This is a genomic window from Flagellimonas marinaquae (assembly GCF_003992675.1).
Taxonomy (GTDB): Bacteria; Bacteroidota; Bacteroidia; order Flavobacteriales; family Flavobacteriaceae; genus Flagellimonas; species Flagellimonas marinaquae.
This window is the reverse complement of sequence record NZ_RZMZ01000004.1, coordinates 236,593-249,748: the sequence shown is the minus strand read 5'-3', so window position 1 is coordinate 249,748 and position 13,156 is coordinate 236,593. Positions and strand designations below refer to the sequence as shown.

General features: G+C 44.1%; 13 protein-coding genes. 2 read left to right on the top strand and 11 right to left on the bottom strand.

Annotated elements, in window-relative coordinates; translation table 11 throughout:
• Position 1 precedes the first annotated feature (1 nt).
• The 4 genes from EO130_RS02375 to EO130_RS02360 all read right to left on the bottom strand — a co-directional run bounded on the left by EO130_RS02375 (position 2) and on the right by EO130_RS02360 (position 4,414).
• Positions 2–844 (bottom strand): universal stress protein, encoded by an 843-nt coding sequence (locus EO130_RS02375; RefSeq protein ID WP_127139918.1) that lies wholly within the window; start codon positions 842–844, stop codon positions 2–4.
• 96 nt (positions 845–940) lie between these two features.
• Positions 941–1,774: a universal stress protein gene (locus tag EO130_RS02370; RefSeq protein ID WP_127139917.1), complete on the bottom strand. Its 834-nt coding sequence runs from the start codon at positions 1,772–1,774 to the stop codon at positions 941–943.
• An 86-nt stretch (positions 1,775–1,860) separates the two neighbouring features.
• Positions 1,861–2,907, bottom strand: coding sequence for a response regulator (locus tag EO130_RS02365; protein ID WP_127139916.1), 1,047 nt, complete (start codon positions 2,905–2,907; stop codon positions 1,861–1,863).
• On the bottom strand, positions 2,885–4,414 hold the full coding sequence (locus tag EO130_RS02360; protein ID WP_313781244.1) for a sensor histidine kinase: 1,530 nt from the start codon (positions 4,412–4,414) through the stop codon (positions 2,885–2,887). The genes EO130_RS02365 and EO130_RS02360 overlap by 23 nt, the downstream gene beginning before the upstream one ends.
• Positions 4,415–4,499: 85 nt before the next feature.
• On the opposite strand from EO130_RS02360, the gene EO130_RS02355 reads away from it, so the two are divergent.
• Positions 4,500–4,907: a hypothetical protein gene (locus EO130_RS02355; RefSeq protein ID WP_127139915.1), complete on the top strand. Its 408-nt coding sequence runs from the start codon at positions 4,500–4,502 to the stop codon at positions 4,905–4,907.
• Here the strand turns inward: EO130_RS02355 and EO130_RS02350 are convergent, their stop codons facing one another.
• From EO130_RS02350 to EO130_RS02340, 3 genes are all read right to left on the bottom strand, one after another.
• Positions 4,908–5,729 (bottom strand): universal stress protein, encoded by an 822-nt coding sequence (locus EO130_RS02350; RefSeq protein WP_127139914.1) that lies wholly within the window; start codon positions 5,727–5,729, stop codon positions 4,908–4,910.
• A 129-nt stretch (positions 5,730–5,858) separates the two neighbouring features.
• Entirely contained in the window at positions 5,859–6,149 is a 291-nt protein-coding gene (locus tag EO130_RS02345; protein ID WP_127139913.1) for a chaperone modulator CbpM, read from the bottom strand.
• Between the two features lie 7 nt (positions 6,150–6,156).
• Positions 6,157–7,068 (bottom strand): DnaJ C-terminal domain-containing protein, encoded by a 912-nt coding sequence (locus EO130_RS02340; RefSeq protein ID WP_127139912.1) that lies wholly within the window; start codon positions 7,066–7,068, stop codon positions 6,157–6,159.
• 178 nt (positions 7,069–7,246) lie between these two features.
• On the opposite strand from EO130_RS02340, the gene upp reads away from it, so the two are divergent.
• Positions 7,247–7,900, top strand: a complete 654-nt coding sequence (upp, locus tag EO130_RS02335) for a uracil phosphoribosyltransferase (protein WP_127139911.1) — start codon at positions 7,247–7,249, stop codon at positions 7,898–7,900.
• An 8-nt stretch (positions 7,901–7,908) separates the two neighbouring features.
• On the opposite strand, the gene EO130_RS02330 is transcribed toward upp, so the two are convergent.
• From EO130_RS02330 to EO130_RS02315, 4 genes are all read right to left on the bottom strand, one after another.
• Complete coding sequence (locus EO130_RS02330) at positions 7,909–9,279, bottom strand: MBL fold metallo-hydrolase RNA specificity domain-containing protein (protein ID WP_127139910.1); 1,371 nt, start codon at positions 9,277–9,279, stop codon at positions 7,909–7,911.
• A gap of 7 nt (positions 9,280–9,286) precedes the next feature.
• On the bottom strand, positions 9,287–10,129 hold the full coding sequence (locus EO130_RS02325) for an ATP cone domain-containing protein (RefSeq protein WP_127139909.1): 843 nt from the start codon (positions 10,127–10,129) through the stop codon (positions 9,287–9,289).
• Between the two features lie 57 nt (positions 10,130–10,186).
• Positions 10,187–10,459, bottom strand: coding sequence for an efflux RND transporter permease subunit (locus EO130_RS02320; RefSeq protein WP_241244284.1), 273 nt, complete (start codon positions 10,457–10,459; stop codon positions 10,187–10,189).
• A 158-nt stretch (positions 10,460–10,617) separates the two neighbouring features.
• Entirely contained in the window at positions 10,618–13,155 is a 2,538-nt protein-coding gene (locus EO130_RS02315; RefSeq protein WP_206513110.1) for an ABC transporter permease, read from the bottom strand.
• Position 13,156 lies beyond the last annotated feature (1 nt).

Below are 13,156 nucleotides of genomic sequence, written 5' to 3'. Positions count from 1 at the left end.
TTTAAGGGTTTAACGGTAATACCAAAAACGGCACTTTGCTGTGCAGGCCTATATTTTTGATGATAGGTTCTATAAAAAGACGTTCCAAAAATGAATGTTTGTTCCTGACCATGGCCAACATATCCACCGCCGCCTTTTCTTGAAAGGTATTGATGGCTTCAATCAAATCTTGGTCGGGCAAATCATAAAATTGATGGTTGTATTCCAGAAGGCGGCCTTCCAAATAGCCTTTGTTCTCGGTTTGGTTATCATCAAGACCTTCTGGCGAGCTAACATGCAGAATATGCAATTTGGCACGCGACAACTTGGAAAGTTTGAGCATAAAGTCCATGTTGGCTTTTTTATAATCCGCTTCATAATCTGTGGGAAACAACACATGCTGTGTTGGGCGGTACTCGAATTCAGACGGAACGGCCAGCACGGGAACCTTGGATTTTTGAATCACTTGTACCGTATTGGAGCCAAAAAGGATTTCTTTTGCCCCTGTGGCCCCCTGGGTTCCCATCACTATAAAATCGATATCCTCGTTTTGGGAAACCGCGTCCAGCTCATCCACCAACGAATTGAATGCGGCATGGGTGACAAAGCTATGCCTGGATACTGGAACTAATGATCTTATTTTATTCTCGGTACGTTCCAAGGCTTCCTCGGCCTTGTTCCTTTCGTCATCGGGCAATCCCAATTGACCGGGACTTCCCAAAGTATAATCCACTCTATAAACGGGAGGTGTATAGGCATGTACCAAATAGAAGGTACAAGTGGAGTGTTCCAATAGCTTTACTGCATGAGTAATGGCATGAAAAGCATTTTCCGAAAAATCAGTGGGTAAAAGTACTTTGATCATGGTTCTCGATTTTGAGTTCCTATAGTATCAAAGCTACCCGTTCCATCCGTGATTATCTATGATTTAGATCAGATTGGACGAAATTTTTCCAACCTCCTATTCATGGATCACGTAGAATGGGATTTTGGTGTGAAAACTTATCTGCTCCACAATGGAATCGAACAAGATCTGTTGAATAAAATTCAGGTTTTTGGCCACCATGAACATCATATCGATTTCCCGGCTCTCCACAAAACATTGAATGGCCGACTTTACCTTTTTATTGGTGATGGTGTGAAAGCTATAGCTATCTGGAAAGGTCTCCTTCATAAAGTCCAACAGATACTCCTTGTTGTTTTTTTGTTCTTCGGTTAGTAGGTCTCCCGCTTGCAGTGCATGCATAATCCGAAACTGCGACTTGCCCCGATTTACCATTTCGATCATGGGACGTAGCATTTTTAAGGAGTAGAAAATGTTCAAATCTGTAGGAAATGCAATTTCGCGGGGTTTGGAAAGTTCGACCTGTGTAGGGACCACAAGGGTATTGCACTGCACCTTGGTGATAACATCCCCGGTATTGGTACCGACAACTTTTTCCTTGATACCAGAAGCTCCTTTGGTACCCATAACGATAAGATCAATGTTTTGTTCGCTCAAATGTTTTTTGATCGTAGGGATAAAAAAGCCGTATTCATGCAACGGAAAAAAGAAGTGGTTTGCCTCTGGGCTATGTTGTCGGGTCTCTTTTACCAAATCGGCAAGTTTTCTTTTGGTATTATCGGAATCCCCATTGGCGTACTGCATGGTTTCAGCATCGTTCTTGGTATCCAAAAGGGTGCCCACGAACAAAATATAAAAGTTACATTCTTCGGAGCCGAAGAGCACTTGAGCATACTTTAGTGCACGGATAGAGTTCTCCGAAAAATCGGTTGGGACCAGAATATTCTTCATCAGTCATAAATTGATGGCGCAATATGGACATTCACAAAAAAAAATGGAATGATAAATATCACTTACGCCATTTATGACCGATTTTTTTAGTTGACACGCGCCAAAGCCTCCCTGTCAAGAACTGAAATAGTCCTGTTTTCAATCGCGATTAGGCCTTCATTCTTAAAGTCGGACAAAGTACGGATAAGGCTCTCGGTGGCTATTCCTGCAACACCGGCAAGGTCGCTACGGGCTATTTTAAGGGCACCGTCCTTTTCCCGGTTAATGGCCTTGGAAAATAGCAAAAGCGTCTGGGCTGTCTTTTTGCGCACCGAACTGTAGGCCATCTGCAATAACTGCTTTTTGATGTCCGTAAGGTTTCCCGCGATCACATCCATCAGTTCCAAGGTCACGGCTTTGTTATCTTCGAGAATCGCCTTTACCTTTTCTTTGGAAATTCCGGCCAGCTCCACATCTTCCATGGCTATGGTATATTCTTGGTAGGGCAGGTGATCGGTCAATGAGGTAAAGCCCAAAAAATCATCCGCCGAATAAATCGAGGTAATCAATTCCTTGCCGTCCTCATCGAGACCGCAACTTTTAACCACTCCCTTAAGAATGAGGTATACCATATTGGAGTGGTCGCCTTTGTTGTAGATGGTCTCATCTTTTTTAAAGGACAACAATTCACCGTGGTCATCAAAAAAATTCTTTAGCTCGTTCAAGGAGCGGATTTCATCTTCCTTGGCCTGTTTGGGATATTCTTGAAGTACGGAATTCATCTGTTTGGCCTTCTCCAATCGGCATTCGATGGCGGACAAGAGTTCCTCTTCCTCAAAGGGTTTGGTCAGATAATCGTCCGCGCCAAGGTTCATTCCTCGGCGGACATCCTGCTTTTCTGTTTTGGCAGAAACAAAAATAAAGGGAATTTGTCGAGTGCTGTCATGGCTGGACAACTCCTCCAAAACCCCGTATCCGTCCAGTTCTGGCATCATAATATCGCAGAGTACCAAATCGGGAAGCACCTTTTTTGCCATATCAACAGCGATTAGTCCATTGGATGCCGTACAAACTTCAAAACCGGACAATTCTAACAGTTCGGCCACATTTTCACGCAGCGAGGTGTCATCCTCAACCAGTAATATCTTTTTCATTTTCCTTGTTATTTATTGGTATGTGGAGAGTGAATGTTGAGCCTATGCCAAATTCACTCTTAAAAGTTACGTTAGCATTAAGGTTGTGCATATGTTGACGGACAGTGTTAAGTCCGATACCAGTGCCCTGTACCGTAAGCACATTGGTGGCCCTAAAATATCTGTCAAATATAAATGGTTGGTCCTCCTCTGGAACCCCAAGACCGTGGTCCACCACATCAATTTTTAATTGTTCCCCTTCTTGGTGCACCTTTAGCTCGATATCGCTGTCCTCTGGAGAATACTTTATGGCATTATGAACCAGATTGGAAAGTGCCAACCCCATGATTTTTTCATCAAATTCAATAACTATACCATCGATATTTTGGGGATATTGTATGCGCTGACCCTCCTTTAATAGGGTATTGGCATCGTATACTACCTCGTTGATCAATTTGCTCAACGGAAATGAAGTCATTGCGTAATTCACTTTACCGAGATCCAACCGCTCAATGGACAAGAAATCGGTCAAAATATTATCGAGGTACCGCACCTTGGATTTGATGGTGGCAATATGCTTGTCGCGTTTGTCCTGTTGTTCCGTCGTGGTATATTTGGTCAACAAAGAGGTTGAGGTAAGGATGCTGGACAAGGGCGTCTTGAATTCGTGGGAGACGAGGGAGAGGAACTTTGTTTTTAGCTCATTGAGCTTTTTTTCCGCCTTCAATGCTTCCAGCAATTGCTCGGTACGCTCCTCGACCGTGTTTTCCAATTGTTGGGTATAATTTTTACGTTCGGTGATGTCCAGCACAATGGCCACACCCACCCTTCGCTTTTCAATATAAGACAATTGCAAGTGCACCTCTACAGGATAGTGGGTCCCATCTTGTCGCTGATGAACGGACTCAAAAATGACCTTCTCCCTTCGTTTTGCGATAAGTGGAGACAGTAACCGCTGCATTACTTCTGCGGATACTTCCGGTTTGATATCCATTACGGACATGTTGGTAAGCTCTTGGATGGAATAGCCCAAATTGCGCTGTGCTCCTTGGTTTACATTGATAAAAACAAAAGATTCAGCATCAAAAACGTAAATTTCGTTCAGCGACTCGTCGAAAATCTGAAACCAATAATCAATGGTCTGTTCCGCTTTCTTTTTCTCGGTGATATCCATGATCAAGGCCAGCACATATTGCTGTTCCTTCATCTTAAAAGGGTTAAGACTTATCTCCAACGGAAATTCTTCACCATCTTTGCGGATTCCAACCAAGTCCAGCCCCTTTCCCATCTGTCTTGCCCTGCCCTCGTCCATAAATCTATCGGCCAGATCACTGTGTTTATGCTTGATGCGCTTGGGAATCAGAATATCCAAAGGCTGGCCCAAAAGCTCACCTTCTTGATAGGCGAACATTTTGTTGGCTGCCTTGTTACTTGCCGTTATCTGCTGCTGGGCATTGACAATAAGGATGCCCTCGGAGATTACCTCCGAAAACATCCCTAATACGTTACTTTCTTCGAACTTTTCCAAAATTTAAGATTAAAAATACTGATTTTGGTCATGCTTACATACCAAATAGATCGGTATATTTAAACCTGAGCCAAAATTTAAGAAAATGTTGGAAACTGATAAAAATCTACAAAACGAACTATACCAGAATTTAGGAAAACTATTTTATGCCATTGCCATGGCCGATCATAGTGTTCATATGAAAGAGATGGAAAAGCTCAATGAGTTGGTAAAGGACTATTGGCTTGAGGTGGACGATGTGGAAGATGAGTACGGAACGGATGCTGCCTTCCAGATTATATCCGTTTTTGATTGGCTATTGGAATATACCAAGGATAGCGAGGAAATATACGAAGAGTTCGAAGCCTTTTACACGGAGCACAAAACCTTGTTCACAAAAGAAATCCAGAATTTGGCCATGTCCACTTCACGGGCGATTGCCGCAGCCTTTGCCGGAAGCAATAAATCGGAGCTTATCCTTTTGGGACGACTCCAATTGCTTTTTGACAATTAATCATATCTTAATCGTCATCACGGGAATTTTTGCATGGTTGGATACGCTTTCGGCTAGGCTACCCACAATAAATCGAGCCAATCCTTTTCTACCGTGGGTTGGAATCACCAATAAATCGGCATTTTTTTCAAAACAATACTGAAGTATGCCCTTCCCCACCGAATTATGGTCGTAAAAATGAATATCGATCTCCGTCCCCAATCCTTGTTTAAAGGCCTCTAGCCTTTGGGTCACATCGTCGCGCCCCATGAAATTGGCGCCTGCACTGAGCACATATACCATTTCCAAAGAAGCTCGGTTGAGCTTGGCGAACTGCTCTGCTTTTTTATAAACAGGGATGTTCTCCACGTCTAGATCGCAGGCCATGACCATTCGTTGAATATTAAAGTCAACGGGGCTGGACTTGATGACCATAACAGGTAGGTCAGAAGAACGTACCACCTTTTCGGTATTGGAGCCCACAAAAAGTTCCCGTATGCCGCTTGCGCCATGTGAACCCATGACTATCAAATCGCAATTTTGTTCTTGGGCTACATGGTTCACCTCCTCAAAATCCTTATAATTTTGAATAACGGCGTTCACGGGAATGCCCTTGAGGTGCCTTTGTTCGGTCAACTCCTTGATTTTATCTTTGGCCAACTTCAAAAAATACTTTGCTTCCGCCTCCTCCGCAAGTTCGGAATTGGCCAATACCGAATCGGACATACCAATCATATGTAGCAATACAATGGCAGCCCCATGCTGCTTTGCCAATTTAGCGGCAACTTCAAGGGCATATTTGGAAAAATCTGAAAAATCGACGGGTACCAATATTTTTTTCATCTCATCACCTTTTGGAAACACATTAACTTCTTCAAAAGTTATGTGGTTTACATTTCATTTTTTGTCTTCCCTTAAAGGTAATCTGCGTATTTTCAGATTCCTATGACGATGGTCATACGAACATCCACATCATTTTAATACATCCAATTTACGTTTGAGGGCAGCGACCTCTTCTTGCAGATTTTCCACCTGTCCCAAGAGGTGATGTATGGCCTGTATCCCTTCAGGATTGATATCGAGCTCGTTGTGCAAGCGTACCATTTTTTCCAATAGGGGAAGTTCTTCCACATGCAACATTCTTTTATCAGGTTTGTTTTCTACCTGCAAAATCTCATACTCATACATGGAGTACACAAAGGACTCCCCTACACCGTGGCGCTTACAAAAGGTCTCTATGGATATATAGTTTTCTTTTTTCATGTCTGCTTTATTTAAGGTTGGTTTTTTCCAGGGCCTCAAAGAGTTCTTTTTGCTCTGTGGTCAAATTTTTGGGGACTTTTACCTGATAGGTCAAATACAGGTCGCCGAATTGTCCTTCCTTTTTATACTTGGGAAAACCCTTTCCTTTCAACTTGACCTGGGCACCATTGTCTGTTCCTGGCGCCACTTTCAATTTCACCTTGCCCGTTAGGGTCTCTACTTGGATTTCGCCTCCCAAGACAGCCTTGACCAACGGTACCTCCACTGTTTTATACAAATTCGGCCCATCGCGCCTAAAACTGGTATTGTTGACAATGGAAAAAGTAATGTAGAGGTCACCAGCAGGACCTCCCTCGACACCCGGACCTCCATGACCCGATATTTTGATGGTCTGTCCGTCCTCAATCCCCGCTGGGATGGTCAACCGTATGTTCTTACCGTTTACGGTGAGGGTCTGCTTTTGGGTCGTATACACGTCCATGAGGGACAATTTCAATTCTGCATTATAGTCTTGCCCCCTAAATCGCACGCGTTGGCCCCTGCCACCAAAACCAGCCGACCTACCGCCGAACATCGATTCAAAAAAGTCGGAAAAATCCTGTGCTGAACCGCCCGAACTGTAGGTATATCCGCCAAAATCTCCTTGGCCAGACTGCTGAGATCTGGCTCGTTTTGCTTTTTCAAACTCCTCCGCATGTTGCCAGTCCTTACCGTATTCGTCATATTTTTTACGCTTTTCAGGGTCTGACAAAACTTCATTGGCTTCGTTGACCCGTTTAAAGTTCTTTTCAGCCTCCACATCATTGGGGTTTAAGTCCGGATGGTACTTTCGGGCAAGTTTGCGGTACGCTTTTTTGATTTCCTCTGTAGATGCCTTTTTATCTACTCCCAAAACCTTATAATAATCGATAAAGTCCATAGTCTACTCTTAGGTTCAAGCATTTTGATGCTCTAGGTCATACCTTCAAATTTCGCGAAAATTCCACTTCCCTCCCAATGATCTTTATCAGTACCATGACCATTTCTTTCGTTCAACACTGCTCATTTTTATATGTTACGGACAAGGTTTACCTTTAGATAGACTCAATTGTTACCCTATGATCGTTCACCAATTCGACCAAGCCCATTCCATTCTCAATACCTTTATCGCCGAAATCAGGGATATTACCATCCAAAAAGATCCCATGCGGTTTCGCCGCAATATTGAGCGTATTGGCGAAATTCTTGCCTACGAACTGAGCAAAACACTGGATTATGCTGCAAAGGAAGTGACCACTCCTCTTGGCACCAAACCATCCTTTCTGTGTTCGGACCAATTGGTGCTCTGTTCCGTTTTGCGTGCCGGGCTGCCCCTGCACCATGGTATTTTAAGTTATTTTGATGGGGCCGAAAACGCATTTATCTCGGCATATCGACATCATCCCAACAATGATGATGCTTTTGAAGTGATTGTAAAATATTTTGCTGCACCCTCATTGGAGGGAAAAGTATTGGTGCTCACAGATCCCATGTTGGCCACTGGAAAAACCTTGGAAAATGTACTCGATGCGCTGAAAAGCCATGGAACGCCCAAACAAATACACATCATATCTGTAATAGGTTCCCAACAAGGTTTGACCAAAATACAGGACGTTTTCCCTGAGGATACCCACCTCTGGATTGCTGCGGTCGATGAGGGATTGACCAGTAAAGGCTACATTGTTCCAGGCCTTGGTGATGCAGGTGACCTCAGCTACGGGATGAAACTGTAAGGTTACTTTTAAAGCATAATCTCAACCATTTCGTGGAGAGCAGGGATATGGGGGTCCCAGCCGTATTCTTGGTGAATCTTATCCTTATAAATGGTCATGGCCGAAGCTTCCCCGTGGACTAAAAACACCTTTTCGGGGACGTTTTTTATGGAACCCATCCACGCTAATAGTTCCGATTGGTCCGCATGGGCCGAGAGACTTTCCAAATGGCAAACCTTTGCGTTAATAGGAATATGTTTTCCGTAGATTTTTAACTCGGTTGCACCTTCCAACAATTTCCTCCCGCGAGTTTCCTCAGCTTGGAAACCTACCAACAAAATGGTGGTGGACTCCTTATCTGCCAATTGTTTGAGGTAGGTAAGCACCCTACCTCCAGTGACCATTCCGCTACCCGCAATCACTATTTTGGGTCTTGGGTCGTCAATAGTTTCCCAAGTTTCGGCGTAAGAGCTCACCACATTTATATGATGGTACATATTTCGATACTCCGAAGGGGTAAGTTTATGCCACTCCGGAAATTGTCTAAACACCTCCAACACATTGTTTCCCATGGGACTGTCCACAAAAATGGGAATATTGGGAATCCGGTTTTTCCGGTACAATGTCCATAACTGGTACATTAAGGATTGAAGGCGTTCCACAGCAAAGGAGGGTATAATGAGGGTTCCCTTTTTTTGCAGTGTCTCCGAAATCAAATCTGTGAGTATGCCCTCTACATCCTCTTCAGGGTGCAATCTATCCCCATAGGTGCTTTCCACAAACAAATAATCCGCCCATTCCGGTTTTTTGGGCGGGTTGAGCAAGAGGTCCTGTTGTCGTCCCACATCCCCAGAGAACACAAACAGCTTTCCATACAAATTCAATTCCAAATAGCAAGAGCCAATAATATGTCCGTTGTATAAAAAGGTAACAGAACAGTGGTCTGACAGCGTGATAGTATCCCCTTCATCCACCTGCTCAAAAAGTTTCAGGGTAAGGCCAACATCCGTTTTGGTATACAAGGGAAGAGCAGGGTTGTGTTTGCTGTAGGCTTCTTCGTTTGCTTTTTTGGCCTCCTCCTCTTGAATCTTGGCACTGTCCTCCAATATGATGCGTGCAATTTCCAAAGTGGGTGCGGTTCCCAGTATCTTTCCCCGAAATCCTTGGCGGACCAAAAGGGGCAAATAGCCGCAATGGTCCAAATGTCCGTGGGTAAGCAACACATAATCCATTTGTGAGGGATCCACGGACAAGGGTTGCCAATTCTGTTGGCGCAACTCCTTTACTCCTTGGAACAGACCGCAATCCACCAAAACCTTGATATCCTCAGAATCTAAATAAAACTTGGAGCCGGTAACCGTTCCCGATGCACCTAAAAAATGTACTTGTACTGTTTTCATCGATTGGTTAGAGATTACACAATGATTTCATTTCCTTTAAAATCCGTTGCTTTCGTCCATTGGAAACACCCAAGTGATCCAGTAAGAATCCATTTTTGACCAATTCACGGCAAAGGACAACATCCCTCCCCAATAAAAAGTGTTTCTCTCGATTGGAAAGCAACGTGGATACTGTGATGGGATACAAACGTAAACGGTCTATCCGTTCCTTTAGGCCATCTCCATGCGGATAGTCCCAGCTCAATAGATACAGTCCGGCACACTTGCCATACTCCAAGGCATCTTGGCTGAACCGTGTGTTGGTGACCACCCAACCCTTGGTTGTGGTAAATGTCTTGTTCTTTTTGCTTTCCAAGGGCAGCTTTACATCAGTATATCTGGAGTTGATGTAGAGTGGGACCTTTACATTGCACTTGAGCCCATCATCACTGTGAAATTTGCACTCAATAACATGCAACGTGCCATTCTTAGTTGCCAAAATATCGATTTCGTGGGATACACAACTACCCTGAACGATTTCCCCAACCTTAGTGTCAAAACCGGAATAGTGCAGAATACCGCTGATGAATTTTTCAAAGGGGAAACCCGTTGGGCCTAATTCATAAATGGCCTTTTTTAATTTGTATTTGGAGGCATAAACCGACTCTTTCTTCTTTAAAAGAGCAAAAGCACGGTTGTAAATTTCCTTTGTGGTGATACCATGATAGAGTTCATCCTGTACTTGACGCACAATTTCTTCCACCATTTCATTGGAAGCACCACTGAATTGCAATGATTTCTTTAGCTTCTCCATGGAAAAGTCCACCTTCTCCCCGGTTGATTTGGTGATATGAAACTGCTTGGTCGCCATTCTACTAAAATACGCAACCTTTTGATCATAGATCAGGGATTTGATGAAAATGGAGAATCAGGAGACCGCAGTTTCCGAAACATCCCCTTTTTCAACAGTCTTCCCTTTTTGGATTGCCAAACGGGCATCTTCCAAAATCAAATAGAGGCATGGTACAATAACCAAGATGATGGCGGTGGCAAAAACAATTCCAAATCCTAATGAAATGGCCATCGGAATGAGATAAAAGGCCTGGCTGGAGGTTTCCAAAATTATTGGCGCTAGCCCTCCAAAAGTAGTCATCGTGGTCAAGATGATGGGTCTGAACCTACGTAACCCTGCTTCATGTATCGATTTATAGATCGGGTCGCCTTCTTTGCGGCGCTTCCTATTGTGCCAGTTACCGGATTTCAGCCAGAATGGCCACTAGTCCAGATTTGGGTATGGAGCATTTGGGTTTTAGGACCGTACTTTCTGAATAAAACAGGGCTGTTCCTTGATGAAGCCTTTTATTCTTTCTCCTTTTTCAAAACCGATAATGGCGAATTACGTACAATGCCCATACTATTTGCAACGCCAAGGGTGAATACCAAGAGTGTTATCGCAGGTAAAATTATGATGAACGGCACCGCCGAAGGTGCAAAAGCGGTATCAAATAGCAGCCAAGCCAGCAGTGTGCTGCCCAAAACTGCCAGTACCACCCCCATGAAAGCTCCTAAGAAACCCAAAATGGTATACTCGATAGCAATCATTTTGAGAATTTGTGCACTTTTTGCACCCAAGGTCCTTAATAAGGCTCCTTGCTTCACCCGTTGATGTTTGCTACTATAAATAGCTCCCATGAGCACTGCCACCCCGACAAAAATGCTAAAAAAGGCCATGAAATTGATGATCCATCCAATCTTCCCTAAAATATCTTCCAAAAGGGAAAGAATGCGTTTGAGGTCCAAAATGGAGACATTGGGAAAATTCTGCACCAATTCTTGTTGGAGTCTTGCCGAACTCGCATCATCGGGAGTCCGCAGTGTCATTACTCCAAATTGTGGCGCATTTTCGAGTACGCCTGCTGGAAATACAATGGAAAAATTGGGCTGTAAACGACTCCAGTCCACCTCACGTATGCTTGTCACCTTGGTCTCCATAATCCTACCTTGCACATTGAAAGCGACCGGGTCACCAATGGATACCTTTGCCATATTGGCAAAATCGCTGCTTACTGAGATAGGAATGTCCGAGTTGGTTTCTGTCCTATGGACCCATTTTCCTTCCAAGAGCCTTTCGGAACCAATAAGACTATCCCGATAAGTTACCCTAAACTCATGGTTCAATATCCATCGGCTTACTTGCGAGGTCGAATCCTTTCGAATATCCTCAACATGGCGCCCATTCAATGTCTCCACCCGCATGGTAACAATGGGAATCTTGTCAATTACGGGCATACCTGCGGATTCCACGGTTTGGGAAATTGCCTCGACCTGTTGCTTCTGGATATCCATGAGTATCATATTGGCACTATTGGCACTGTCCTCAATGGCGGCCTTTTCGAGCAGCATATCCTTGGTAAAGTATAAGGTGCTGATCAAAAATGTTCCAATTCCAATCGACAAGACAAGCACTAAGGTTTGATTTTGTGGACGAAACAGATTTTTTAGGCTTTGACGCGCAATAAAACTCCACGAATACGGAAAGAATTTCTTTAACAGCGACATAAATAAACGTGCCACGGCGGTCAAAATTAAGAAAACGGTCAGAAGGCCTGCTACAAAGAGTAGGGACCGTACTAAATCACCCAGCAACCAATAAGAAAAACCACTGATAAACAGTAGAATACCCATTCCTACTGCAGCCGTTGCTCTTTTGCTGCGGGACTTTGGTTCCTTTACCACCCGAAGAGCTTGTAAGGGCGAGACATAAAGAGTTTGCATTAAGGGATAAAGAGCAAACAATATTGACATGGCCAAACCAAGGGAAAGTCCCAATAATACACTTTGGAGGGAAAAGGTAATCGTAACATCCACGGGCAACAAGTCCCCCACTAACGATGGGAACAGTTGTTGGAGCAAGTAGCCCAATGTAGTTCCTAACAACCCTCCAACAATGCCCATGCAAGCAATTTGGACAAAAAATATCAAATAGCTCTGCCGTTTTGATGCGCCCAAACACTTGAGTACGGCAATGGACCTTATTTTCATCCGAACATAAATGCCCATTCCACTAGCGATGCCCACACATCCCAACAAAAGCGCAATGAACCCTACAAGGTTCAGGAATTTTGCGAAATTTTCATAGCGTCTACCGAGCCGTCTCGCTTCGGACAGGTGCGTATCCAAATCCGCTTCTTCCAAATCCAAAACAGGTTCGACCTTCTCGCTCAAAAGTTCCATATCTTGAGCTTCATCCGCTTGAAAATAATACTTGTATTCGATTCGGCTTCCGGTCTGCACTAAACCGGTCTTTTCGATATACCGGAAAGGAATAAGGACCGGCGGAGCAATCGCACCAAAAACCGAGGTGCTGCCCGGTACACTTTCCAATGTACCCGCAATAGGCAGGATCACGGCCCCTAGTTTGATGCTATCTCCTTGTTGAAGATTGAGCTGAAGCATGGTAGTGGCATCTACAAGCGCCCCTCCATTTTTAAAATTTTCATTTGCGGTGGACGGGTTGGTCTCCAACTCACCGTAAAAGGGAAAACCGCCCTCCAAACCCCTCACCTCCATAAGTTTGGTGCCGTTGCTGCCGGGAAAAGCAGCCATGGACAGAAAGTTGATTTCCTTTGCATCGGCACCTCCCAAGGAATCCATAATACCCATTACCCTATCGTTAACGGGCTTATCGCTTTCTATAACATAATCGGCCCCTAAAAGGGATTTGGATTGGAGTGCAATATTTTCCTTTAGGACTTGGCTGAAAGAATGGACACTTACCACTGCGGCCACGCCCAGGGTAATAGAGAAAACGAACAATAATAACTTGCCATAACTAGCTTTGCCATCACGCCATGCCATTTTGAGCAACCAAGAAAATCCAGCGTTGTTCTTTCCCATA

Excerpts from the sequence above, each read along its gene's own strand:
- EO130_RS02375 (WP_127139918.1), bottom strand. The coding sequence starts at position 844 with ATGATCAAAGTACTTTTACCCACTGATTTTTCGGAAAATGCTTTTCAT.
- EO130_RS02370 (WP_127139917.1), bottom strand. The coding sequence starts at position 1,774 with ATGAAGAATATTCTGGTCCCAACCGATTTTTCGGAGAACTCTATCCGT.
- EO130_RS02365 (WP_127139916.1), bottom strand. The coding sequence starts at position 2,907 with ATGAAAAAGATATTACTGGTTGAGGATGACACCTCGCTGCGTGAAAAT.
- EO130_RS02355 (WP_127139915.1), top strand. The coding sequence starts at position 4,500 with ATGTTGGAAACTGATAAAAATCTACAAAACGAACTATACCAGAATTTA.
- EO130_RS02350 (WP_127139914.1), bottom strand. The coding sequence starts at position 5,729 with ATGAAAAAAATATTGGTACCCGTCGATTTTTCAGATTTTTCCAAATAT.
- EO130_RS02345 (WP_127139913.1), bottom strand. The coding sequence starts at position 6,149 with ATGAAAAAAGAAAACTATATATCCATAGAGACCTTTTGTAAGCGCCAC.
- EO130_RS02340 (WP_127139912.1), bottom strand. The coding sequence starts at position 7,068 with ATGGACTTTATCGATTATTATAAGGTTTTGGGAGTAGATAAAAAGGCA.
- upp (WP_127139911.1), top strand. The coding sequence starts at position 7,247 with ATGATCGTTCACCAATTCGACCAAGCCCATTCCATTCTCAATACCTTT.
- EO130_RS02330 (WP_127139910.1), bottom strand. The coding sequence starts at position 9,279 with ATGAAAACAGTACAAGTACATTTTTTAGGTGCATCGGGAACGGTTACC.
- EO130_RS02325 (WP_127139909.1), bottom strand. The coding sequence starts at position 10,129 with ATGGCGACCAAGCAGTTTCATATCACCAAATCAACCGGGGAGAAGGTG.
- EO130_RS02315 (WP_206513110.1), bottom strand. The coding sequence starts at position 13,155 with ATGGGAAAGAACAACGCTGGATTTTCTTGGTTGCTCAAAATGGCATGG.